Consider the following 23264-nt stretch of genomic DNA (forward strand, 5'->3'; position numbering starts at 1 on the left):
GTCATCGACGGCGCCAAGCAGTTCATCACGTCAGGCAAAAACGGCCAGATGATCATCGTCTTCGCCGTCACCGATCCCGAGGCCGGCAAGAAGGGCATCACTGCCTTCATCGTGCCGACCGACACGCCCGGCTATGAGGTCATCCGCGTCGAGGAAAAGCTTGGCCTGCATTCCACCGACACTTGCCAGATCGCCTTCAACGGCATGCGCATCCCCGTGGAGCTCAGGCTCGGCGAGGAGGGCGAAGGGTACCGTATCGCGCTCGCAAACCTCGAGGGCGGACGGATTGGCATCGCCGCGCAAGCGGTCGGCATGGCGCGCGCGGCCTTCGAGGCGGCGCGTGACTATGCCCGGGAGAGAATAGCCTTCGGCAAGCCTGTCATCGAACATCAGGCGGTCGCCTTCCGCCTGGCCGACATGGCGACGCAGATCGAGGCAGCACGCAACCTCGTTTTCCATGCGGCCGAGCTGCGTGAAAACGGGCTCCCCTGCCTTTCGGAAGCATCTATGGCGAAGCTCTTCGCCTCCGAAATGGCCGAGCGCGTCTGCTCCGACGCGATCCAGATCCACGGAGGCTACGGCTACATGGCCGACTATCCGGTCGAGCGTATCTACCGGGATGTCCGCATCTGCCAGATTTACGAGGGAACCAGTGACGTGCAGCGCATGGTGATTGCACGCAATCTATAGCAAACACGGGCCGTCCTGTTTCCGGGAGGAGCGGAACGGGGCGGCAAAGGGAGGAACGAGACCATATGACGCAAGCCGCTCAACTGAGCCTGCATGTCCCAGAACCCGCCGTCCGTCCGGGCGGCCAGCCTGATTTTTCAAACGTCAAGATCGCCAAAGCGGGCGCGGTGCCGCGCCCCGAGGTCGATGTCGCGCCCGAGGATATCCGCGATCTCGCCTACTCGATCATTCGCGTCCTCAATCGCGAGGGAGAGGCGGTGGGTCCGTGGGCCGGCATGCTTTCCGACGAGGAACTGCTCACCGGTCTCCGCAACATGATGAAGCTTCGCGCCTTCGACGCCCGCATGCTGATGGCGCAGCGCCAGGGCAAGACGTCCTTCTACATGCAGCATCTCGGCGAAGAGGCCGTGAGCTGCGCCTTTCGAAAGGCGCTTAGCAAGGGGGACATGAACTTTCCGACTTATCGGCAGGCGGGTCTTTTGATCGCCGACGACTATCCGATGGTCGAGATGATGAACCAGATCTACTCCAACGAGGCTGATCCGCTGCACGGCCGGCAATTGCCGATCATGTACTCCTCGAAGGAGCACGGCTTCTTCACCATTTCCGGCAATCTGGCGACGCAATACGTTCAGGCGGTCGGCTGGGCAATGGCCTCCGCCATCAAGAAAGACACACGCATTGCCGCCGCCTGGATCGGCGATGGATCGACCGCTGAATCCGACTTCCATTCGGCGCTCGTCTTCGCCTCCACCTACAAACCGCCGGTCATCCTCAATATCGTCAACAATCAGTGGGCGATCTCGACCTTCCAGGGCATCGCACGCGGCGGTTCTGGAACCTTCGCCGCCCGCGGCCTTGGCTTTGGCATCCCGGCACTCCGCGTCGACGGCAACGACTATCTCGCGGTCTATGCCGTTGCCCAGTGGGCGGTCGAGCGCGCCCGGCGCAATCTCGGTCCGACGCTGATCGAGTATGTCACCTACCGCGTCGGCGCCCATTCGACCTCGGACGATCCGAGCGCCTACCGCCCGAAGACCGAGTCCGAGGCCTGGCCGCTCGGAGATCCTGTGCTTCGGTTGAAGAAGCATCTCATCGTCAGGGGCGCCTGGTCCGAAGAGCGCCATCTCCAGGCGGAGGCCGAGATCATGGACGAGGTGATCGAGGCGCAGAAGCAGGCGGAACATCACGGCACGCTGCATGCGGGCGGCAAGCCCTCCGTGCGCGACATCTTCGAGGGTGTCTACGCCGAGATGCCCCCGCATATTCGCCGCCAGCGGCAGAAGGCCGGGTACTGACATGGCAAGAATGACAATGATCGAAGCCGTGCGCAGCGCCATGGACGTTTCGATGGCACGCGACGACGACGTCGTGGTCTTCGGCGAGGACGTCGGCTATTTCGGCGGCGTGTTCCGCTGCACACAGGGGCTTCAGGCAAAATACGGCAAGACTCGTTGTTTCGACGCGCCAATCAGCGAGTCCGGGATCGTCGGCACCGCAATCGGCATGGCAGCCTACGGGCTGAAGCCCTGCGTCGAGATCCAGTTCGCTGACTACATGTACCCGGCCTACGACCAGATCACGCAGGAGGCGGCCCGCATCCGCTACCGCTCGAACGGCGATTTCACCTGCCCGATCGTGCTGCGCATGCCGACGGGCGGCGGAATCTTCGGCGGGCAGACGCATAGCCAGAGCCCGGAGGCACTGTTTACCCATGTTTGTGGACTGAAGGTCGTGGTGCCCTCCAATCCTTATGACGCCAAGGGCCTGCTCATCTCTTCGATCGAGGATCCGGATCCGGTGATGTTCCTGGAGCCGAAGCGGCTCTACAACGGCCCATTCGATGGCCACCATGAACGCCCGGTCACGCCATGGTCGAAACACGAACTTGGCGACGTTCCCGAGGGGCACTACACGATCCCGATCGGCAAGGCAGAGGTGCGCCGGACCGGATCGGCGGTAACGGTGATCGCATATGGCACCATGGTGCATGTGGCTCTGGCAGCTGCCGAAGATACCGGCATCGATGCCGAGGTGATCGACCTGCGCAGCCTGCTGCCGCTCGACCTCGATACCATCGTCCAGTCCGTGTCGAAGACCGGGCGCTGCGTCGTCGTCCACGAGGCAACGCTCACCTCCGGCTTCGGCGCCGAAGTGACAGCGCTCGTGCAGGAGCATTGCTTCTACCATCTGGAGGCGCCCGTTGTTCGGGTTGCCGGTTGGGACACGCCTTACCCGCATGCGCAGGAATGGGACTATTTCCCCGGGCCCGGCCGCGTCGGACGGGCGCTTACCGAAGTCTTGGAGGCCTGAGCCATGGGCGAATTCGTGATCAAGATGCCTGACGTCGGCGAAGGCGTGGCCGAGGCAGAGCTCGTGGAATGGCACGTCAAGGCCGGCGATCCGGTGCGCGAGGATATGGTGATCGCCGCCGTGATGACCGACAAGGCTACGGTCGAGATCCCCTCGCCAGTGACCGGCACTGTCGTCTGGCTCGGAGCCGAGATCGGCGACAAGATCGCTGTGAAGGCGCCACTGGTTCGCATCGAGACTGCGGGGGAAGGCGGCGAGGACAAGGCGGCGGCACCCGCTCCAGCGCCTCCGAAGCCTGTCCAGCCGCTGCGGCTTGTCGAACCGGCAATGCCAGTGGCAGAAAAGCAGCCGGCGGCTCCTCGCGAAGCGACCGCAACGCTGGCGGAAAAACCCCTGGCGTCCCCGGCGGTACGGCTATTTGCCCGGGAGCATGGCGTCGACCTGAGGCAGGTGGCGGGAAGCGGCCCCGTAGGCCGGATTCTGCGCGAAGACATCGACCAGTTCGTCGCCCGCGGCGCTGCCTCCTCTCCGGCGCCGGTAGCACCTGCAAGGAAGACCGCAACCGAAGAGATCAAGCTCACGGGTCTTCGGCGCCGCATCGCTGAGAAAATGTCTGTCGCGGCCTCCCGCATTCCGCACATCACTTATGTCGAGGAAATCGACGTGACGGCGCTGGAAGAGCTCAGGGCCACCATGAACAGCAATCGCAAGCCGGAGCAACCGAAACTGACTGTTCTGCCTTTCCTGATGCGAGCAATCGTGAAGGCGGTAGCCGAGCAGCCAAATTTCAACGCCACGTTCGACGACCATGCAGGCATTCTCACGCGTCACAGTGCCGTCCATATGGGTATTGCGACGCAGACACCGGCAGGACTCATGGTTCCCGTTGTCCGCCATGCCGAGGCGCGCAGCGTCTGGGATTGCGCCGGTGAGATGAGCCGGCTAGCGGAAGCCGCACGCGCCGGCACGGCGACGCGCGACGAGCTCAGCGGCTCGACCATAACCATCAGCTCGCTCGGCGCTCTCGGCGGCGTCGTCTCGACGCCGGTGATCAATCACCCCGAGGTTGCCATCGTCGGTGTCAACAAGATCGCCGTCCGCCCGATCTTCGACGGCACGCAGTTCGTGCCGAGAAAAATCATGAATCTCTCCTCGAGTTTCGACCACCGTATCATCGACGGATGGGATGCCGCGACCTTCGTCCAGCGCATCCGCACGCTGCTCGAGACGCCAGCACTGATTTTCATTGAAGGCTGAGACATGAAAGAGATCGTCTGCAAGCTGCTCGTCATCGGCGCCGGCCCGGGCGGCTATGTCTGCGCCATCCGCGCAGGACAACTCGGCATCGACACGGTGATCGTCGAGGAAAGCAAGCCGGGCGGCACCTGCCTGAATGTCGGATGCATCCCCTCGAAGGCGCTTATCCATGCGGCGGACGAATTTGCCGCCGTGCGCAGCATGACGAATGGCAAGAGCCCGATCGGCATCCGGGTCGCGGATCCTGCCATCGACCTTGCGAAGACCATCGCGTGGAAGGACGGCATCGTCGGCCGCCTGAACGGCGGCGTTTCGGCGCTGCTGCAAAAGGCCAAGGTAAAGGTGGTTCATGGGCGGGCGACCTTTCGCGACGGCAAGACCGTCGAGGTTGGAACGGAGACCGGCGCGCAGATCATCCGCGCCGAAACCGTCGTCATCGCCACCGGATCGGCGCCGGTGGAACTCAGTGCCCTTCCCTTCGGTGGCCGCGTCATTTCCTCCACCGAAGCGCTGTCGCTGACCGAACTGCCGAAAAAGCTCGTGGTTGTCGGCGCCGGCTATATCGGCCTCGAGCTCGGCACTGCTTTTGCCAAGCTGGGTTCCGAAGTGACCGTCGTCGAAGCCATGCCGCAGATCCTGCCGCAATATGACGCTGATCTCGTACGCCCCGTCCAGCGAAAGTTGGGGGAACTCGGCATCCGCATACTGACAGGGGCGAAGGCAAAAGGGCTCTCCGGCGACGGCGGCGCGCTGGCGGTCGAGACAGCGGATGGCCAGGAACAACAGCTGCCCGCCGATCGTATTCTGGTCACCGTCGGACGAAGGCCCAGAACTTCGGGATCGGGACTGGAGGAACTGGACCTCGATCGTTCGGGACCCTACCTGCGCATCGACGATCACTGCCGAACTTCAATGCGGGGCGTCTATGCGATCGGCGATATCACCGGGGAGCCGATGCTTGCCCATCGCGCCATGGCGCAGGGCGAAATGGTGGCCGAGATCGTCGCCGGGCGTAAACGCGCCTGGGACAAGCGCTGCATCCCCGCAGTCTGCTTCACCGACCCGGAGATCGTGACGGCGGGCCTTTCTCCCGGCGAGGCGCGCGCGCAGGGCTATGACGTCCGCGTCGGCCAGTTTCCCTTCAATGCCAATGGCCGCGCCATGACGATGCATTCGGAAGACGGCTTCGTGCGCGTCGTGGCACGAACCGATACCAATCTCGTGCTCGGTTTGCAGGCTGTCGGCGTCGGCGTCTCCGAGCTTTCAGCCATGTTCGCGCACACCATGGAAATGGGCGCGCGGCTCGAGGATATCGCAGGAACGATCCACGCCCACCCGACGCGCAGCGAAGGCGTGCAGGAGGCCGCCCTCAAGGCGCTTGGCCACGCGTTGCACATCTAGACGCGGCTAAGCCGCGTACCTTGCTGCGGTCACGAGGGCAATGCGGCTCTCCATCTGGCCGTGGCTTCCAGCCACTGCCGGGTACGTGCCTCCGGATCAGTATGCAGCGTGATGTCCGTCACCACGGCCGCACTGTCTGCGCCATGCGCAAAGACGCCGTCGATGCGATCGATATTGAGACCGCCGATGGCGACGAGCGGCAGGCTGCCGATCCGCGCCTTCCATTCACGCAGCCGTTCCAGGCCTTGCGGCGCCCATTTCATCTGCTTCAGGATCGTCGGATAGACGGGGCCGAGGGCGACATAGTCTGGCTCCGCCGCCAGCGCCGCCTCCAGTTCAGCCTCGTCATGGGTCGAGAGGCCGAGCTTCAGGCCAGCCGCACGGATCGCGTTGAGATCGGCCTCAGCAAGGTCTTCCTGGCCAAGATGGAGGAAATCGCATCCCTCGTCGATTGCCAGTTTCCAATAGTCGTTGACGATCAGCTGGCAGCCATATGCGGAGCAGATCGCCTTTGCGGTACGGATCTCAACGCGGATCTCCGCCTCCGTACGGTCCTTGATGCGCAGTTGAACAAGCTTAACGCCCAGCGGCACGAGACGAGCGATCAACTCGGCGCTGTCAACGATCAGGTAGAAGGGGTCGAGCCTCATGCGAACACCGCCTTCCCGATAACCGGGGTCGAGGGCACGGCCATGTCGCGCGGTTCCAGCATGCCGGCGCCGAATGCCAGTCTTCCGGCCTCAATCGCCTTGGCGAAGGAATCGGCCATCTCGACGGGGTTGCCGGCACCGGCGACCGCGGTGTTCAGAAGCACGGCATCGAAACCGAGTTCCATGACCATTGCGGCATGCGACGGCCGGCCGATGCCTGCATCGACGATGAGCGGTATATCGGGGAAGTGCGCTCTGATCGCACGAAGCGCGGAGGGGTTGAGCGGCCCGGCGGCGCTCCCGATCGGCGCGCACCAGGGCATCAGGACCTTGCAGCCCGCTTCGATCAGCCGTTCCGCAACGACGAGGTCGTCAGTCGTATAGGGAAAGACTTCGAAGCCTTCACTCGAGAGAATGCGCGCAGCCTCCACGAGCCCAAACACATCGGGTTGCAGCGTATCGTGATTGCCGATCACCTCGAGCTTTATCCAGTTGGTTCCAAACACCTCGCGCGCCATCTTGGCCGTCAGCACCGCTTCCGAGACGCCATGACAGCCTGCGGTATTGGGCAGCACGCGCACGTCCAGCGCCCTGATCATCTCGAAAAACGCGCCGCCGTTTCGGCCGCCGGCGGCTTCCCGGCGCAGCGAGACCGTCACGATCTCCGTTCCCGATCGCTTCACCGCCTCGGAAAGGATAGCCGGCGAAGGATAGCGGGCAGTGCCGAGGAGTAGGCGGGACGTAACATCGGTTCCGTATAGGTTCAGCATCGGTCAGCCTCCCTGCATCGGCGTCAGGACTTCTATCCTGTCGTTCTCATTGAGGCTGTGGGCCAAGCGGTCCTCCCGGTGAACGAGCTCGCCATTGACGGCGGTCGCCAGCCAATCGCCCTCGTATTCCATCAGCGTCAGCACTTCGGAGAGCGTCGTTGCGGCGATATCCTGAGGCTCACCATTGACGATCAGTCTCATGGGGCATTCCTTCCAGTTGGGTTGAAGACAAGATCCGCGGCTTTGGCGGCCATCGCCGGTGCGAGCAGAAAGCCGTGGCGATAGAGACCGTTGACAACGACTGCCTTTCCTTCGCGGGTCGCGCGGGGGAAGTTGTCGGGAAAGGCGGGCCGGATGCCGACGCCGGTTTCGACAACCGTTGCGTCGGCAAACGCGGGGTGCAGCGCATAGGCGGCGTTCAGCAATTCCATCAACGAGCGCGCCGAGACCGGACCATCGAACTCGGTCTCGATCATCGTGGCACCGATCATGAAAAGCCCGCCGCCACGGGGGACGACATAGACCGGAATGCGAGGGTGCAGGAGACGAACCGGACGGTCGAGCGTCACCTCATGGGTTTGGAGGTAGAGCATTTCGCCGCGGACGCCTCGCAGGCCCTCCGTCTTTCCGATTTGCCCAGCGCCGGTGCAGTCGACACAGTCGTCGAAGCCGCGCTCGTCAGCGCACTCGCCGACGAACGACACACCCTGCATCGTCAGTTTCTCTCGCAGCATCGTCAGCGCTCGGCGCGGGTCGAGGTGCGCTTCGCGGGAAAAGAACAAACCTTGCCTGAAGCGCCCGGCAAGCGCCGGTTCCAGCGAGGCAATATCCTCTTCACGAAGCCACTCGTAACCTGAAGTGCGGCTAGCGAAGCGTTGCAACTCGCTTTGGTCGCGCGCGGGCGCCACCACGAGCGTGCCGTTCCTTCGAACTTCCGTCGGCAGTATCGCATCCCACCGGTCGGCTGCGTCGAGGCCGTGCACGAGCACAGCTTCCTCCGCACTTTCCCGCTCGCACCAGGGCGCCAGCATTCCGCCGGCCAGCCACGATGCGGCACGGCGGAATCCCGGAGACTGGTCGAACACGGTAACCTCGGCTCCGCGGGTGCGAAGCTCATGGGCCACCGTGAGGCCGGCAACGCCGGCCCCTTTGACAAGCATGCGCATGTCAGCCGTCCGAAGGCTTGATGCCATCGACCGGCATGTAGAGATCGCCGCCGTCCCGGTAGCGAGCCGCCATAGCGTCCAAGCCCTCCTTCTGCGCTTCGGCGCGGATGTCATGCGAGATCCGCATCGAGCAGAATTTCGGGCCGCACATCGAGCAGAAGTGCGCGACCTTGTGCGCCTCCTTCGGCAGCGTCTCATCGTGGAAGGAACGTGCCGTTTCGGGATCGAGCGAGAGGTTGAACTGGTCCTCCCAGCGGAATTCGAAACGGGCGCGCGACAGCGCGTCGTCGCGCACCTGAGCGGCCGGGTGCCCCTTGGCGAGATCGGCTGCATGGGCGGCGATCTTATAGGTGATGACGCCGGTCTTGACGTCGTTGCGATCCGGCAGGCCAAGGTGCTCCTTCGGCGTAACGTAGCAGAGCATCGCCGTGCCGAACCAGCCGATCATCGCCGCCCCAATGCCGGAGGTGATGTGGTCGTAGCCGGGCGCGATGTCGGTTGTCAGCGGCCCCAGCGTATAGAAGGGCGCTTCGCCGCAGACGGCGAGCTGCTTGTCCATGTTCTCCTTGATCTTGTGCATCGGCACGTGGCCGGGCCCTTCGATCATGACCTGGCAGTCCTTCGCCCAGGCTATCTTCGTGAGTTCGCCAAGGGTCTCGAGCTCGGCGAACTGCGCGGCATCGTTGGCGTCGGCAATCGAACCCGGGCGCAGGCCGTCGCCCAGCGAGAAGGAGACGTCATAGGCGCGGCAGATATCGCAGATCTCTTCGAAATGTTCGTAGAGGAAGCTCTCGCGGTGGTGATGCAGACACCACTTCGCCATGATCGAGCCGCCGCGCGAGACGATGCCGGTCACGCGGTTGACGGTGAGCGGAATGTAGTGGAGCCGGACGCCGGCATGGATGGTGAAGTAGTCGACCCCCTGCTCCGCCTGCTCGATCAGCGTGTCGCGGTAGATTTCCCAGGTCAGGTCCTCGGCAATGCCTTCGACCTTCTCCAGCGCTTGGTAGAGCGGCACGGTGCCGATCGGCAGAGGCGAGTTGCGGATAATCCATTCGCGAATGTTGTGAATGTTGCGGCCGGTCGAAAGGTCCATGACGGTATCGGCGCCCCAGCGCGCGGCCCAGACCATCTTTTCTACCTCTTCCGCCATCGACGAGGTGACGGCGGAGTTGCCGATATTGGCATTGATCTTCACCAGGAAGTTCCGGCCGATGATCATCGGCTCGGATTCCGGATGGTTGATGTTGGCGGGAATGATCGCCCTGCCTGCCGCCACTTCCTGGCGGACGAACTCCGGCGTGACGTGATCCGGAATATGGGCTCCGAAGCTCTCGCCATCACGCACCATGGCCTCTTTCTGTGCCTTGCGGCCGAGGTTCTCGCGGATGGCGATGAATTCCATCTCCGGCGTGATGATGCCGGCGCGCGCATAGGCGAGCTGGGTGACCGCTTTGCCATTCGTTGCGCGCAGCGGCTGGCGCTTGGCGGGAAACTCGGGCGTCAAACGTTCGCCTTTGGCAAAGCCGTTGTCTTCGGGGCGCACATCGCGGCCCTGATAGGCCTCGACGTCGCCGCGGGCGAGGACCCAGTCCCGCCGAAGCTGTGGCAGGCCTTCCTCGATGCGAATATCGGCGCCCTCGACCGTATAGGCGCCGGAGGAATCGTAGACGGTGACCGGTGGCTCGCCCGAGGTCGGGTGAACGCTGATCTCGCGCATCGGCACCCGGATATCGGGGTGAATCTCCCCCGGAACGTAAATCTTGCGCGATGCCGGCAGCGGGCCGGTTGTGACGGTCGGGGTGGGAATTTTTGCGGCAATATTCATGGTTTGAGGCTCCAAGTTGCGATTTGGAGACCCAGTCCTCAGCCGGAATGATGGAAAGACGCCGGCACGGATTCCTTGGCGGAATCCAAAGCCTTTCGAGCGCTCGCACCGTCCCTACGCCAGTATGAACTGGATCAGGTTCAACGGGTCACTGCGCACGTCAGCAGTATCTCAGCCCCTTGCCGGGACCCCCCTGGTGAATGCGTGAAGGTTAGGATCGGGCGCCGCTGGTGTCAAGACGAATGGAACATCTTGCCTGCCTCGACAACAAAACCATGAGTCGTGTTCTCGCTGCCCTTGACAAGCCGAACTGCCGGTATTTTATTCACGCCTGTGGATTAGGCACTGCCTCCGCGCTTACATGACCTCGATAGTCGCTGGGCAGTTTCGCCTCATGACGCCCCATCAACCGATGGGACCGCGTCGTGGGGTTTTTTGTTTTTTGGATTCCGCATGGATAAAACGTTGAAGATCGGCATCCTCTTCTCCACGACCGGCCCTTACGGGTCGATGGGCCGCGATGCGCGCGACGGCGCGGAATTTGCGATGGAGGAGCTCGCCGCGGCAGGCAGGCAAACGATCGAGCCGGTCTTCTTCGATCCGCACGCCGATCTTTCTGCCTATCTCGAAGGCGCCCGCCACCTGCTGCGTGCCGGATGCCGCCACATCGTCGGTACGATCACGTCTGCCGCCCGCAAGGAAGTCATTCCGCTTGTGGAAAAACACGATGGCCTCCTTTGGTACATGTGCCCCTATGAGGGCTTCGAGGCCAACGAGAATGTCATCTATGTCGGCGGTTGTCCGAACCAGCATCTGATCCCGCTTTTCGACCATCTCATCCCGCGATTCGGCGCCCGCCCCTACCTCGTTGGAGCGAACTACGTCTGGGGCTGGGAGATGAACCGTCTCGCCCGCGAACTTATCAGCAATGCCGACGGCGAGGTTCTCGGCGAGCGCTACCTGCCACTCGAGGAAACGGCTGTCGAGCGCATCGTCGCGGACATCGAGCAGCGCCGCCCGAGCTTCATTCTCAACAATTTGATCGGCCCCTCTAGTTACGCCTTCCTGGAGGCCATCAAACAGCTTGGGGTTCGCGACCCGGCATTCCGTGCTGAAAATTGCCCGGTCGTCAGCTGCGACCTGATGGAATGCGAGCTGGATGAAATCGCGGCCGGCGCGGCAGTCGGGCAGCTTTGCGCCGCTTCCTATTTCGACAATCTTGGTACGCCGGAGAACGCCGCGTTCAAAGTCCGAGTCGCTCAGCGATATGGCCGTGTACGGCGCGTCTCGAGCGTCTTTGCCAGTGCCTATACAGCCGTCAAGCTCTGCACCGAAGCTATCCTCGCCGCAGGCAGCGACGATCCCCCGTCGGTACGCCGAGAACTCTACGCCAATACTTGGCCGACGCTATTCGGCGCGCTGTCGATCGATCCCGAAACCAATCATGCGGCGCTGCCCTTCCATCTCGGCCGCATCAATCCCAACAACGGCTTCGATGTCATCGCCTCGCGCCCGCCGCTCGCCGCCGACCCCTATCTCACCAGGCGCGACAAGCAGGCGCCGCCGAAGCTGCGGGTGGTGTCATGAGAGAGACCCCTAATTTTACAGGCTGGCATGCCGCGATTATCCACCGCGAAGATGGCAACACCGAAAGGCTGATCCGGCAACTGCGCCTGCTTGGCATTCGCGCGACGCTGCAGTGGGCTCCGCTTTCCGCCGCCGAACTCCCTCAGATCGTGATTGTCGATGCCGATCAGGGTTGGGACGACCTCCTGCCATGGACGGGCGCCAATCCGGCCTGCCCGGTCGTCGCATTGCTCGGTTCCGAAGCACCGGGCCGCATTGCCTGGGCACTCGAAAAAGGTGCTGGAGCAATCATCGCCAAGCCGATCGCAACATCGGCCGTCTATCCCGCGCTCGTCATGGCCGTCTCCATCTATCAGGAGCGCAAGAACAATGCCGAACGGCTGCAATATCTGGAAGAGCGCGTGCGGCTTCGTCCGCTGGTCCATGCCGCCGTTGAGAAACTCATGACGGCCCGCGGGCTCGACGAGGAACGCGCCTATGCGATCCTGCGCGATTGCGCCATGCGCCGGCGCCTGCCGATGGAGCAGATCGCCGCGTTCATTCTCGGCGGCGCCGAACCATTGCCGGAGGTTGGCTGATGCGAGTACTCAAAGCCATGCTGCGCCAGCCTGCAGCCCTGATCGGCCTCGTGGTCGTCGTCGTCGTGGTGACGATGGCAATCGCCGCGCCGCTGATAGCACCTTTCAGCCCGGAAGAGCAGATGTTCGACGGCCTGTCGCTGGAGGGCGCGCCGCTGCCGCCGGGCGGACAGTTCCTGCTCGGCACGGATACGCTCGGCCGCGACCTCTTTTCCCGCCTGCTTTTTGGTGCCCGAACCTCGCTGGTCATCGGCCTCGTGGCAAATGGCATTGCCGTCACGATCGGCCTCTTCATCGGCATCGTCGCAGGCTATGTCCGCGGCTTCGCAAGCAGCGTGCTGATGCGCTTCACCGACCTGATGATGGCGTTTCCCGCATTGCTGCTGGCGATCGTGCTCGCAGCCCTCCTGAAGCCCAGTTTATGGATCGTCGCGATGGTGATTGCGCTCGTTAACTGGGTGCAGGTCGCGCGTATCGTCTATACCGAGACACGCGGCCTTGCCGAGCGCGACTTCATCATGGCTGAACGCTCACTCGGCGCCGGTCATCTGCGCGTGCTCTTCATGCATATCCTGCCCCACCTGATACCCACGGCCATCGTCTGGGGAACGCTCGGCATTGCGACGACCGTGCTTCTGGAGGCGACACTCTCCTTCCTCGGCATCGGCGTTCAGCCGCCGCAGCCGTCCTGGGGCAACATCATCTTCGAAAGCCAGAGCTATTTCCAGGACGCGCCCTGGCTGGTGTTCATCCCCGGCGCCGTCATTCTGGCGACGGCGCTGTCCTTCAATCTCGTCGGCGATGCACTCCGCGACATCCTCGATCCGACGCAGCGCGGGAGAGGTTGAGATGGCGTTCCTGATGCTTCGCCGGCTGGTGCAGGCCGTTCTCATTCTTCTTGGCGTCGCCGTCATCACCTTCCTGCTGCTCTACGCGCTGCCGGCCGATCCCGCCGTGCTGATCGCGGGCCGCAGTGCGACGCCGCAGACGGTCGCAGCCATCCGCCATGAACTGGGCCTCGACCAGCCGCTCGTCGTCCAGTTCCTCCACTATCTCGGCGGGCTCATCAACGGCGATCTCGGGCGCTCCTATACACAGAAGACCGCGGTACTGCCGTTGATCGTCGCGCGCCTGCCCGCCACGCTCATCCTGATGGCGGCCGGCATTCTCGTCGAAGTTGCGCTCGGTCTTACCTTCGGCGTCATCGCCGCAGTCAAGCGAGGCGGCTTTGTCGACCGCACGGTGATGATGCTGTCCTTCGTCGGCGTCTCGTCGCCGCAGTTCGTCGTCGCCCTGCTCCTGCTCTACGTCTTTGCCGCCACGCTCGGCTGGTTCCCGATGTCGGGCTTCGGTACGGTCAACCATGTCGTCCTGCCGGCCGTGACCCTCGGCGTTCTCGGCGCCGGCTGGTACGCCCGCATGGTGCGCTCCGCCATGATCGACGTTCTCAATCAGGACTATGTCCGCACCGCCCGTGCGAAAGGCCTTTCCTCGCGGCGCATTCTCTTCCGGCACGCGCTGCCGAATGCCATCCTGCCGATCATCGCCATGATCGGCATCGATATCGGCCAGTTCATGAGCGGCGTGGTGGTGGTGGAAGCCGTCTATGGCTGGCCGGGCATCGGTCAGCTCGCCTGGCAAGCCATCCAGCAGGTCGACGTGCCGATCATCATGGGCGTGACGCTGGTCTCGGCGCTGGCGATCGTGCTCGGCAACCTGCTTGCCGACGTCGTCGCGCCCTTCATCGATCCGCGCATCCGCGCGCAATAACCGAGCAAAAAACCAACAGAGGAGTTCCCTGATGAAAAAGACATTCCTACGCCAGGCGGCATTCGCCGCAATGCTCGCCACGACCGCGCTGGCGCCGGCCGTCTCGGCCCACGCCGCCGAAACCCCGGCCAAAGGCGGCAACATCGTCGTCACCTACAAGGACGATATCGCCACGCTCGATCCCGCGATCGGCTACGACTGGCAGAACTGGTCGATGATCAACGCCATGTTCTCCCGCCTGGTCGACTACACGCCGGGCACCACCGAGCTGAAGCCGTCGCTCGCCGAGAGCTATGAGGTCAGCTCGGACGGCAAGACCTACACCTTCAAGCTCCACAAGGGCGTCAAGTTCACCAACGGCCGCGAGCTCACCGCCGCCGACGTCAAGTATTCCATCGAGCGCGCCGTCAATCCGAAGACGCAAGGCCCCGGCGCCGGCTTCTTCCATTCGATCGTCGGCGCAGATGCCATGACATCAGGCAAGGCCGAGACGATGGAAGGCATCGTGGTCGTCGACGACCACACGATCCAGTTCAACCTCGTCCAGCCGGACGCGACCTTCCTCAACGTGCTTGCGCTCAATTTCTCCTCCGTCGTGCCTAAGGAAGCGGTCGAAGCGGCTGGCGGCGATTTCGGCAAGAAGCCGGTCGGTTCCGGCGCCTTCATCCTGAAGGACTGGACGGTCGGCCAGAGTCTCACCTTCGAGCGCAATCCGGACTACTTCATCAAGGAGCGTCCACTGATCGACGGCTACAAGGTCGAGATCGGCCAGGAGCCGCTGGTAGCGTTGCTGCGCCTGCAGAAGGGTGAAGTCGATATCGCCGGCGACGGCATCCCGCCGGCAAAGTTCCTGGAAATGAAGAAGTCTCCGGAATTCGCGGGCATGATCGTCGACCGCCAGCAGATGCAGACGGGCTATGTGACGCTCAATACGCAGGTCAAGCCGCTCGACGACGCCCGCGTCCGTCAGGCCGTCAACATGGCGATCAACAAGGACCGCATCGTCCGCATCATCAACGGCCGTGCGGAACCCGCGAGCCAGGTTCTGCCGCCGCTGATGCCGGGCTACGACAAGGACTACAAGGGCTATCCCTTCGATCAGGCCGGGGCGAAAAAGCTGCTCGCCGAGGCCGGCCTCAAGGACGGCTTCAGCACCACGCTCTACACCTCCAACACGGATCCGCAGCCGCGTATCGCCCAAGCGATCCAGCAGGATCTGGCCGCGATCGGCGTCAAGGTCGAGATCAAGGCGCTCGCCAACCCGAACGTGATCGCCGCCGGCGGCACCAAGGGCGAGGCGCCGATGATCTGGTCGGGCGGCATGGGCTGGATTGCCGACTTCCCGGATCCTTCCGACTTCTACGGACCGATCCTTGCCTGCGGCAGCGCCGTGCCCGGCGGCTGGAACTGGTCGTGGTACTGCAACCAGGACATGGAAAAGCGCGCTCAGGCCGCGGACGCCATGCCGCTGCCGGCCAAGGAGAAGGAGCGCCTGGAAACCTGGAGCAAGATCTTCACGGAGATCCAGGAAAAGGACGCACCGTGGATCCCGGTCTTCAACGAGCGCCGCGTCGTCGCCAAGTCGAAGCGCATGGGCGGCCCGGACGAGATCTACATCGATCCGACCCGCGTCATCGACTACGAGGCGATCTACGTGAACCAATAGGTCCTCAAAAGGATCGAACCCTCTCCCGGTACGCCGGGAGAGGGCCATGAATCTAGGGAGACACAAGCATGTGCATCGTCTGCACCCACACCATTCACCGCGCCCAGCATAATTTCGGCTGGAACAAGGATTTCGCGCCCGCCGTCGTTGCCAAGCCAGGCGAGACGATCCACTTCGAGTGCCTCGATTCCTCGGGCGGCCAGCTCGGTCGCGACGCGACGCTCGACACGCTGAACAATCTCGATTTCGGCAAGATCAACCCAGTTTCTGGCCCAGTCTATGTCGAGGGCGCCAAGCCCGGCGATGCGCTGAAGGTGACGCTGCGCAAATTCATCCCGTCGGGGACTGGCTGGACGGCCAATATCCCGGGCTTCGGCCTGCTTGCCGACCAGTTCAAGGACCCGGCATTGCATGTATGGTCCTACGATGCCAACAGCATGGTTCCTGCCCTCTACGGCCCGGGCGGCCGTGTGCCGCTGAAGCCGTTCGCCGGCACGATCGGCGTTGCACCTGCCGAACCCGGCACCCATTCCGTCGTGCCTCCGCGTCGCGTCGGCGGCAACATGGATATTCGCGACCTGACTGCCGGTGTCACGCTCTACCTGCCCGTAGAGGTCGAAGGCGCTCTGTTCTCGATCGGCGACACGCACGCAGCCCAGGGCGACGGCGAAGTCTGCGGCACCGCGATCGAAAGCCAGATGAACGTCGAGGCGACGATCGAACTCGTCAAGGATGCCAAGCTCCAGACGCCGCGCTTCACGACAACCGAGCCCGTCAGCCGCCATCTCGACGGCGCCGGCTACGAGGTGACGACCGGCATCGGTCCGGACCTGATGACCGGCGCCCGCGAAAGCGTCATGCGCATGATCGACCTGCTCGGCGCCGAGCATGGCCTGAGCGCGGTCGATGCATATCTGCTCTGCTCTGTCTGCGGCGATCTCCGCATCAGCGAAATCGTCGATCAGCCGAACTGGGTGGTCTCCTTCTACTTCCCGAGGATCGTATTCGCTTGACCTTGTCCTCCATTGCCGCGCCCGTTCTTTCCGTACGCAATCTCAGCGTCGATGCCCTGACGCCGGAGGGTCTGAAACCGGTCCTTCGGGATGTCGGTTTCGATCTTGCAAGCGGCGAGACGCTCTGCATCGCGGGAGAATCCGGCTCCGGCAAATCGGTGACTTCGCTCGCCGTCATGGGGCTGCTGCCGAAGACGTCGCTGCGCGTCACATCCGGCAATATCCTGCTCGGTGAACGCGATCTTCTGAAGCTCTCCAATCGCACGATGCGCAGCGTGCGCGGCGGCGATGTCGCCATGGTGTTTCAGGAACCGATGACGTCGCTGAACCCGGTGATGTCGGTCGGCGCGCAACTGACCGAGGCGATCCGCGAGCATCAGGGCAGCGGCAATGCCGAAGCGGTGGCGTTGCAGATGCTCGACGCCGTGCAGATCACCGACCCGGCCCGGCGGCTGAAGCAGTTTCCGCATGAGCTTTCCGGCGGCATGCGCCAACGCGTGATGATCGCCATGGCGCTCTCCTGCCGGCCCAAAGTGCTGATCGCCGATGAGCCGACAACGGCACTCGACGTCACGGTTCAGGCCCAGATCCTGAAGCTGATGCGCGAGTTGAAGGTCGAGTTCGGCACCTCGATCATCCTGATCACGCACGACATGGGCGTGGTCGCCGAGATGGCCGACCGCGTCGCCATCATGCAGCAAGGCCGGATCGTCGAGGAAGGCCCCTCGCTTGCGATCTTCAACTGGCCGAAGGAAGACTATACCAAGCAGTTGCTGGCCGCCGTACCGCGGCTCGGAGCCCTGGCGGGAACGGATGGTCCGCCGCGGGTGACTGAGCGCAAGATCGAGCCGGAGCGCACCGATCGCTCGCCAGTCATAAACGTGCGTGGGCTGAATGTGAGTTACGGCAGCCCTGTCGGCCGTTTCTTCAAGGGCAAAGCGCCGGTTCAGGCCGTGCATGACGTCTCGTTCGATATCCTGCCCGGACAAACGCTCGGGCTCGTCGGCGAAAGCGGTTCGGGCAAGTCGACGACTGGCAAGGCGGTGCTTGGGCTCATTCCCTTCACCGGCGATGTCCAGATCCACGGGCAGGACATTGCCGGTCTTGGCCAGCGAGCGATGCGCCCGGTACGCCGCTCGGCTCAAATGATCTTTCAGGATCCTTACGCTTCGCTCGACAGCCGCATGGCGGTGGGGGCAGCGATCGCCGAGCCCATGGTGATCCACGGCATCGGCAGCAAGAGCGAGCGACGGGATCGCGTCGCCGAGCTGCTTCGCCGGGTCGGGCTGACGCCCGATGCCGCGACCCGCTACCCGCACGAATTCTCCGGCGGTCAGCGCCAGCGCATCTGCATTGCCCGCGCTCTTGCGGTCGGGCCGAAGCTGATCGTCGCCGACGAGAGCGTTGCCGCACTCGACGTTTCGGTGCGTGCACGCGTTCTCGATCTGATGCTGGAACTGCAGGAAACGATGGGGCTCGCCTATCTCTTCATCTCCCATGACATGGCCGTGGTCGAGCGCATGTCGCACCACGTCGCGGTGATGCGCGACGGCCAGATCGTCGAGACAGGGACGCGACGGGAGATCTTCGAAAACCCGAAGGACGACTATACGCGGACCTTGATCGCCGCAGTGCCGATTCCTGATCCTGAAGTCTACCAAAGAAGAGCGCGGGGCACCGTCGCCTGACCGGCGATGCCGCGGAGCTCAGCTTCGTGGCGACCGCTGGACTGCAGCCGCTTGCACAATTCCATAAATTTCATAGATTATTCTCTGCGGCTTCGTGCAGAAGCTGGCTGTGCCTTGTCTTCAAGATCTGCGCAAGAACTCGGTTGGACCGGCAGCGGTGACGAAAAACGAGACGGATGCATTGGCAGGGCCGGTCGTCGCCATCATTGGCGGTGGCGTTTCCGGCGCGGGCGTCGCTTACCATCTGGCAAAGGCAACGGCGGCCAAACCGCCGCGGATCATCGTCTTCGAACCGCGTGCCGAGATTGGCCGCGGGCTTGCTTATGACACCGAAGACCCCGCCCACCGCATCAACGTGCCTGCGGCACGCATGAGCTTGCTTCCCGATCAGCCGGAAGACTTCCTCGAATGGGTGGTGGATAAGGATAGGGTCGCGGACGATCCGGAAGCGCTGTGGCCGAATGGCAATCTCTTCCCGCAGCGCCGTCTGTTTGGCGCTTACGCGGTTGCGAAACTGCGCCCCCTCCTCGAAGGCGGTGCGGTCGAGCATAGGAAGGCGCGGGTCACAAAAGTATCCTCGAGCCCCGAAGGCTGGCTGATAACCGACGAGAATGATGATGAAACACGAGCCGATTTTCTCGTGATCGCCGCGACCCATCCCGCGCCGTCGGCACCGCGCAGCCTTTCGGCGGCATTGGCCGATCATCCGCGCTTCGTTGCGGATTCGACGCGGCACGGCTCCCTGGATGTCATTCGCCCCGACGATCGCGTCCTCATCGTCGGCAATGGATTGACCTCCGCTGACATCGTCGCATCAATGACGCGCGGAGGCCATCGCGGGCCGATTATCTCGATTTCGCGCCGCGGACTTCGTTCGCGCGGCCATCCGCCCTCCCGCCAAGACCCCTTTGGCGATTTTCTTTCCGACCCGTCGGCAAGCGCTGCCGCTCTTCTCCGGAAGGTTCGCGAGACGATCAGGCAAGCTGTCGAAGCCGGGGCAAGCTGGCATGCGGTCATCGACCAGGTGCGCAGCAACGGCCATGAAATCTGGCGCAATCTGCCGGTCGCGGAACGCTGCCGCATCGTTCGCCATTTGCGGCCCTACTGGGATGTCCATCGTTTCCGGATCGCGCCGCAGGTCGAGGAAGTTCTCGACCGTGCCATTGCAGAAGGAAGGCTTCAGGTTCTCGCCGCTTCCGTCGCTGACGCGACGGTCAATGGCGGTGGCATTGATGTGGTTCTTCGCAAAAGAAACGGCCAGCGCGTGGAGAAATGCTTCGACGCAGTGGTCGTGACAACGGGCCCCGCTCATGGCGGCATACTCGAAAGCCAGCGATGGCTGCATGAGCTCAACGAAGCCGGACATCTACAGCTCGACCCGACCGGCCTCGGCATCGCCTGCAACGAAATCTCTGAGGCAATTGGAACCGGCGACCAACCCAACCCGACACTGATCATTTCAGGCCCGCTTGCGCGCGGCACGTTCGGCGAACTCATGGGTTTGCCGCAGGTGACGGAACACGCTACCTTCGTTGCTGCGCAGCTCGCCGGTAAGCTTGATGCCGCCGTTTCAGGGACGGAAATCGTCCAACCAGAAGCTGTGGAATCTGCTTTCCGTCCAAGTATTAAATCTTTGTAATGCTTAAATTTTTGCAATGAATCTGTAATGAACATTTAATTTGTAAATACGGCCCCAGCGGAGCATATGACTCTTAAGCGATAGTTCTTCCGCTTGACAGTATTCGCCGTCACACGCTGACGGTTTCATTCAGAAGACGAAAGAATTGACGCCAGTTTCGCCCGACGGCCGGGTTCCCCGACACGGAACCGTGACGCCGCCATGCATTGATTTCGCAAGGGACCTTTCCACCATGTCAATGATCATCTCCAAGCATCGCGCCGCAGCTCTGGTCGGCGCCGCCCTGATTGCCGGCACGGCCGTCGTGCCTTTTGCCATCGACGCCTCAAGTGCCGTAGCCGCACCTGCCGGGGTCAACGGCACGGTTGCATCGGGCACCTCCTTCGCACCGGTTGTCGACGCCGACAAACCTGCAGTCGTTACCGTCACCACGACGATGAAGACCACGGATGTCAGCAGCGAGCAGTCACCGATGGAGGAGCAATTCCGCCAGTTCTTCGAACAGCAGGGCATTCCGCTTCCGAAGCAGGCTCCGCAGCATCAGCAAGGTGAGCGCGCCATGGCGCTTGGCTCCGGCTTCATCATCAGCCCGGACGGGGTCATCGTTACCAATAACCACGTCATCGACAACGCCATCGACATCAAAGTGACCTTGGATGACGGCACGGAACTCCCTGCCAAGCTGGTCGGCACCGATCCCAAATCCGATATCGCCGTTTTGAAGATCCAGGCATCGAAGCCGCTGCCGACGGTTGCCTGGGGCGATTCCGACAAGCTGAAACTTGGCGACGAGATTTTGGCCATCGGCAACCCCTTCGGTATCGGCACGACCGTGACGGCGGGCATCGTCTCGGCCCGAGGCCGCGACCTGCACAGCGGCCCCTATGACGATTTCATTCAGATCGATGCGCCGATCAATCACGGCAATTCCGGCGGCCCGCTGGTCGACCGTGACGGTAACGTCGTCGGCATCAACACGGCAATCTATTCGCCGAATGGCGGCAGTGTCGGCGTCGGTTTCGCGATACCATCGAACGAAGCAAAGGCGATCGCTGCCAAGCTTCAGAAGAACGGCTCCATCGAGCATGGTTATCTCGGCGTTCAAATCCAAGAGGTAACACGCGATGTTGCTGACGCTCTCGGTCTCAGCGCTCCCCAGGGCGCGCTGGTCGCCGCAGTCACCGGCGACACCCCCGCGGCCCGTGCGGGTCTCAGGACCGGTGATGTCATCACGGCTGTCGGCGGCGGAAGCGTGAAGAGCCCGAGGGACCTCTCGCGCCTGGTTGCCGACATGGCACCGGGCAACAAGGAAACGCTGACGGTCTGGCGCGATGGCAGCAGCACAGAACTCAATGTCACTATCGGCGGCAGCGACACCGGCGACAAGCAGGCGGCGGCTGAACAGAGCGACGGCAAGCAGGAAGGTAGCCCGCGCCTCGGCATGGCACTTTCCAACCTGACGCCAGATATCCGGGACGAACTGAACCTGCCGAGAAGCGCGAAGGGCGCTGTCGTCACCGGCGTGAACCAGGACGCAGCGGCCGCCGCCGCGGGTATTCAGACAGGCGACGTGATCGTCTCGGTGAACGACCAGCCCATAGCCAATGCAAGCGATGTGAAGAAAGCCGTTGCCAATGCCGAAAACTCGGGCCGCAAGTCGGTGCTCCTGCTTGTCGAACGCGATGGCAACAAAATCTTCGTAGCCGTGCCGTTCTCGGCGGCCTGACCTTCAAACTCACCAAATGTAGCGCGCCTCGCATCCCCGGATGCGGGGCGTCATCGTTTCAGCATCGGCTGTTCCGCCCGACCACGAATCCCTTCGTGAAGGTCCTTGCGCCCGAACTTGACAAGCTCCCCGTCAGCAAACAAGATGAAACCGGTTTCAATCCTGCACGGGAGGAATGGTGCGGCTCGACCTTTCGATCCTCTTGCCTCACCTGGGCTTTCTCGGTCAAGGTGCGCTGCTGACCGCCGAGGCCTGTTCACTGGCGCTGATCGGCAGCGTGCTTATGGGCGCCTTCGTCGCGCTCGCCCGTACGTCGTCTTCGAATGCGCTGCGCAAGGTCGCCTTCGTCTATGTCGATATCTTCCGCAACGTACCGTTCATCGTTCAGCTTTTCTTCTTCTATTACGGACTACCGGAGATAGGGATCTACATTGATGCCTTCACAACGGGCGTCATCGCATTGTCGATCGCCGGCGGCGCCTACGCATCCGACGTTATCCGCGCCGGCATTCTAGCGATCGATCAGGGCATTATCGAAGCGGCTGAAGTGAGCGGCCTGTCGCGGCGGGTGATCTTCACCCGCATCGTGCTTCCGATCGCTTTGAGGACCTCGGTTCGCCCGCTTGGTTCGGTACTCATAAACCTAGTCCTCACCTCCTCTATCCTCTCAACGATCACGCTCAACGAACTCACCGGCTCGGCGCAGATCGTCGTTTCGCAGACCTACCGGCCATTTGAAGTCTATGTCGTGCTGCTTGTTGTCTATGCGGCGCTGACCTATCTCGTCTCGCTCGCCGTCGCCCTCCTGCACCGGCGCCTCAATCGCGACATGATGGAGGACGTGGCCTGATGCGCTTTACGGATTTCACATCCTACGATCTCGTCCTGCTGGCACAGGGGCTCGGCGTCAGCCTCGCTCTTTTCCTCGGCACGTCGCTGATCGGCCTGGTCATCGGCCTCATCTGGGCGGTAATCCGCTTCTACAAGGTGCCGGTCCTGACGCCGATCGTCACCTTCTTTTCCGAGCTTCTGAAGAACTCGCCGGTGCTCGTGCAGCTATTCCTCGTTTTCTTCGGCCTGCCGGGCCTGCTGCACATCCGCGTCGCGCCGGTGACCGCCGCGACCATCACGCTTTCGGCCAATACCGCTGCCTTCGTCTATGTCATCGCCGTCTCGGCGATCGAATCCATCGGCCGCGAGCAGATCGAGGCCGCACGCGTCTTCGGACTTACTCGCTGGCAGGTGCTTCGGTATGTCGTCGCACCGCAGGCCGCGGCCTTTGCGATCGGCCCGCTGGTGGCGCTGCTTGTCAATCAGCTGCAGGTGACGTCGCTGATTTCCGTCATCGGCGTCGTCGATCTCACCAAGATCGGCAACATCCTCAACATGCGAACCTTGAAGCCTTTCATCGTCTGGACGGCTGTCGGCCTGCTTTATTACACCGCTGCCAAGCTGGTCGCGCTTCTCGGCACGTGTTTCGAAAACCGCCTGAGGGCCTACAGCGCCTGGAGAGGGCTCTGAC

General features: G+C 62.8%; 21 protein-coding genes and 1 riboswitch. Of the genes, 16 read left to right on the top strand and 5 right to left on the bottom strand.

Features of this window, described 5'->3' with window-relative positions:
- The 5 genes from ACPYOI_RS15680 to lpdA form a co-directional block, all read left to right on the top strand.
- The coding region (locus tag ACPYOI_RS15680) for an acyl-CoA dehydrogenase family protein (protein WP_481423014.1) at positions 1-690 on the top strand (690 nt) is incomplete at its 5' end.
- Between the two features lie 65 nt (positions 691-755).
- On the top strand, positions 756-1988 hold the full coding sequence (locus tag ACPYOI_RS15685; protein WP_481414560.1) for a thiamine pyrophosphate-dependent enzyme: 1233 nt from the start codon (positions 756-758) through the stop codon (positions 1986-1988).
- Between the two features lies 1 nt (position 1989).
- Positions 1990-3003 carry an alpha-ketoacid dehydrogenase subunit beta gene (locus ACPYOI_RS15690; protein ID WP_481414561.1) on the top strand — a complete coding sequence of 338 codons (1014 nt, stop codon included), beginning with the start codon at positions 1990-1992 and terminating at the stop codon, positions 3001-3003.
- A 3-nt stretch (positions 3004-3006) separates the two neighbouring features.
- The gene (locus ACPYOI_RS15695; protein WP_481414562.1) at positions 3007-4260 is read left to right on the top strand and encodes a dihydrolipoamide acetyltransferase family protein; all 1254 of its coding nucleotides are present in this window, start codon (positions 3007-3009) and stop codon (positions 4258-4260) included.
- 3 nt (positions 4261-4263) lie between these two features.
- The gene (lpdA, locus tag ACPYOI_RS15700; protein ID WP_481414563.1) at positions 4264-5661 is read left to right on the top strand and encodes a dihydrolipoyl dehydrogenase; all 1398 of its coding nucleotides are present in this window, start codon (positions 4264-4266) and stop codon (positions 5659-5661) included.
- A gap of 29 nt (positions 5662-5690) precedes the next feature.
- On the opposite strand, the gene ACPYOI_RS15705 is transcribed toward lpdA, so the two are convergent.
- Genes ACPYOI_RS15705 through thiC form a run of 5 tightly spaced genes read right to left on the bottom strand, consistent with a single transcriptional unit; the run spans position 5691 to position 10075 of the window.
- On the bottom strand, positions 5691-6311 hold the full coding sequence (locus tag ACPYOI_RS15705; protein ID WP_481414564.1) for a thiamine phosphate synthase: 621 nt from the start codon (positions 6309-6311) through the stop codon (positions 5691-5693).
- Entirely contained in the window at positions 6308-7081 is a 774-nt protein-coding gene (locus tag ACPYOI_RS15710) for a thiazole synthase (RefSeq protein ID WP_481414565.1), read from the bottom strand. The genes ACPYOI_RS15705 and ACPYOI_RS15710 overlap by 4 nt, the downstream gene beginning before the upstream one ends.
- A 3-nt stretch (positions 7082-7084) precedes the next feature.
- Positions 7085-7282, bottom strand: a complete 198-nt coding sequence (thiS, locus tag ACPYOI_RS15715) for a sulfur carrier protein ThiS (protein ID WP_481414566.1) — start codon at positions 7280-7282, stop codon at positions 7085-7087.
- Positions 7279-8247 (bottom strand): glycine oxidase ThiO, encoded by a 969-nt coding sequence (gene thiO, locus ACPYOI_RS15720; protein ID WP_481414567.1) that lies wholly within the window; start codon positions 8245-8247, stop codon positions 7279-7281. Before thiO ends, thiS begins: the two co-directional genes overlap by 4 nt.
- A gap of 1 nt (position 8248) precedes the next feature.
- Positions 8249-10075: a phosphomethylpyrimidine synthase ThiC gene (gene thiC, locus ACPYOI_RS15725; RefSeq protein ID WP_481414568.1), complete on the bottom strand. Its 1827-nt coding sequence runs from the start codon at positions 10073-10075 to the stop codon at positions 8249-8251.
- Positions 10076-10168: 93 nt separating this feature from the next.
- Positions 10169-10280: riboswitch (TPP riboswitch) on the bottom strand.
- A gap of 248 nt (positions 10281-10528) precedes the next feature.
- Between thiC and ACPYOI_RS15730 the strand changes: the two genes are divergently transcribed.
- The 11 genes from ACPYOI_RS15730 (at position 10529) to ACPYOI_RS15780 (ending at position 23263) form a co-directional block, all read left to right on the top strand.
- Complete coding sequence (locus ACPYOI_RS15730) at positions 10529-11662, top strand: transporter substrate-binding protein (protein ID WP_481414569.1); 1134 nt, start codon at positions 10529-10531, stop codon at positions 11660-11662.
- The gene (locus ACPYOI_RS15735; protein ID WP_481414570.1) at positions 11659-12240 is read left to right on the top strand and encodes an ANTAR domain-containing response regulator; all 582 of its coding nucleotides are present in this window, start codon (positions 11659-11661) and stop codon (positions 12238-12240) included. The genes ACPYOI_RS15730 and ACPYOI_RS15735 overlap by 4 nt, the downstream gene beginning before the upstream one ends.
- Positions 12240-13088: an ABC transporter permease gene (locus ACPYOI_RS15740; protein WP_481414571.1), complete on the top strand. Its 849-nt coding sequence runs from the start codon at positions 12240-12242 to the stop codon at positions 13086-13088. The genes ACPYOI_RS15735 and ACPYOI_RS15740 overlap by 1 nt, the downstream gene beginning before the upstream one ends.
- Position 13089: 1 nt before the next feature.
- The gene (locus ACPYOI_RS15745; protein WP_481414572.1) at positions 13090-14010 is read left to right on the top strand and encodes an ABC transporter permease; all 921 of its coding nucleotides are present in this window, start codon (positions 13090-13092) and stop codon (positions 14008-14010) included.
- Positions 14011-14041: 31 nt separating this feature from the next.
- On the top strand, positions 14042-15676 hold the full coding sequence (locus ACPYOI_RS15750; RefSeq protein WP_481414573.1) for an ABC transporter substrate-binding protein: 1635 nt from the start codon (positions 14042-14044) through the stop codon (positions 15674-15676).
- 68 nt (positions 15677-15744) lie between these two features.
- Positions 15745-16689, top strand: a complete 945-nt coding sequence (locus tag ACPYOI_RS15755; RefSeq protein ID WP_481414574.1) for an acetamidase/formamidase family protein — start codon at positions 15745-15747, stop codon at positions 16687-16689.
- Positions 16686-18377, top strand: a complete 1692-nt coding sequence (locus tag ACPYOI_RS15760) for an ABC transporter ATP-binding protein (RefSeq protein ID WP_481414575.1) — start codon at positions 16686-16688, stop codon at positions 18375-18377. The genes ACPYOI_RS15755 and ACPYOI_RS15760 overlap by 4 nt, the downstream gene beginning before the upstream one ends.
- A 157-nt stretch (positions 18378-18534) precedes the next feature.
- Positions 18535-20016, top strand: a complete 1482-nt coding sequence (locus tag ACPYOI_RS15765; protein ID WP_481423019.1) for an FAD/NAD(P)-binding protein — start codon at positions 18535-18537, stop codon at positions 20014-20016.
- A gap of 232 nt (positions 20017-20248) precedes the next feature.
- A complete protein-coding gene (locus ACPYOI_RS15770; RefSeq protein WP_481414576.1) occupies positions 20249-21742 on the top strand; it encodes a DegQ family serine endoprotease in 1494 nt (497 codons plus the stop codon).
- 175 nt (positions 21743-21917) lie between these two features.
- Positions 21918-22592 (top strand): amino acid ABC transporter permease, encoded by a 675-nt coding sequence (locus ACPYOI_RS15775; RefSeq protein ID WP_481414577.1) that lies wholly within the window; start codon positions 21918-21920, stop codon positions 22590-22592.
- A complete protein-coding gene (locus ACPYOI_RS15780; RefSeq protein ID WP_481414578.1) occupies positions 22592-23263 on the top strand; it encodes an amino acid ABC transporter permease in 672 nt (223 codons plus the stop codon). The genes ACPYOI_RS15775 and ACPYOI_RS15780 overlap by 1 nt, the downstream gene beginning before the upstream one ends.
- Position 23264: the final 1 nt, after the last annotated feature.

This window comes from Rhizobium sp. SVR5-2C, from assembly GCF_056755115.1.

Excerpts from the sequence above, each read along its gene's own strand:
- ACPYOI_RS15730 (WP_481414569.1), top strand. The coding sequence starts at position 10,529 with ATGGATAAAACGTTGAAGATCGGCATCCTCTTCTCCACGACCGGCCCT.
- ACPYOI_RS15745 (WP_481414572.1), top strand. The coding sequence starts at position 13,090 with ATGGCGTTCCTGATGCTTCGCCGGCTGGTGCAGGCCGTTCTCATTCTT.
- thiS (WP_481414566.1), bottom strand. The coding sequence starts at position 7,282 with ATGAGACTGATCGTCAATGGTGAGCCTCAGGATATCGCCGCAACGACG.
- thiC (WP_481414568.1), bottom strand. The coding sequence starts at position 10,075 with ATGAATATTGCCGCAAAAATTCCCACCCCGACCGTCACAACCGGCCCG.
- ACPYOI_RS15685 (WP_481414560.1), top strand. The coding sequence starts at position 756 with ATGACGCAAGCCGCTCAACTGAGCCTGCATGTCCCAGAACCCGCCGTC.
- ACPYOI_RS15705 (WP_481414564.1), bottom strand. The coding sequence starts at position 6,311 with ATGAGGCTCGACCCCTTCTACCTGATCGTTGACAGCGCCGAGTTGATC.
- lpdA (WP_481414563.1), top strand. The coding sequence starts at position 4,264 with ATGAAAGAGATCGTCTGCAAGCTGCTCGTCATCGGCGCCGGCCCGGGC.
- ACPYOI_RS15775 (WP_481414577.1), top strand. The coding sequence starts at position 21,918 with ATGGTGCGGCTCGACCTTTCGATCCTCTTGCCTCACCTGGGCTTTCTC.
- thiO (WP_481414567.1), bottom strand. The coding sequence starts at position 8,247 with ATGCGCATGCTTGTCAAAGGGGCCGGCGTTGCCGGCCTCACGGTGGCC.
- ACPYOI_RS15780 (WP_481414578.1), top strand. The coding sequence starts at position 22,592 with ATGCGCTTTACGGATTTCACATCCTACGATCTCGTCCTGCTGGCACAG.
- ACPYOI_RS15750 (WP_481414573.1), top strand. The coding sequence starts at position 14,042 with ATGAAAAAGACATTCCTACGCCAGGCGGCATTCGCCGCAATGCTCGCC.
- ACPYOI_RS15770 (WP_481414576.1), top strand. The coding sequence starts at position 20,249 with ATGTCAATGATCATCTCCAAGCATCGCGCCGCAGCTCTGGTCGGCGCC.
- ACPYOI_RS15755 (WP_481414574.1), top strand. The coding sequence starts at position 15,745 with ATGTGCATCGTCTGCACCCACACCATTCACCGCGCCCAGCATAATTTC.
- ACPYOI_RS15740 (WP_481414571.1), top strand. The coding sequence starts at position 12,240 with ATGCGAGTACTCAAAGCCATGCTGCGCCAGCCTGCAGCCCTGATCGGC.
- ACPYOI_RS15695 (WP_481414562.1), top strand. The coding sequence starts at position 3,007 with ATGGGCGAATTCGTGATCAAGATGCCTGACGTCGGCGAAGGCGTGGCC.
- ACPYOI_RS15690 (WP_481414561.1), top strand. The coding sequence starts at position 1,990 with ATGGCAAGAATGACAATGATCGAAGCCGTGCGCAGCGCCATGGACGTT.
- ACPYOI_RS15710 (WP_481414565.1), bottom strand. The coding sequence starts at position 7,081 with ATGCTGAACCTATACGGAACCGATGTTACGTCCCGCCTACTCCTCGGC.
- ACPYOI_RS15735 (WP_481414570.1), top strand. The coding sequence starts at position 11,659 with ATGAGAGAGACCCCTAATTTTACAGGCTGGCATGCCGCGATTATCCAC.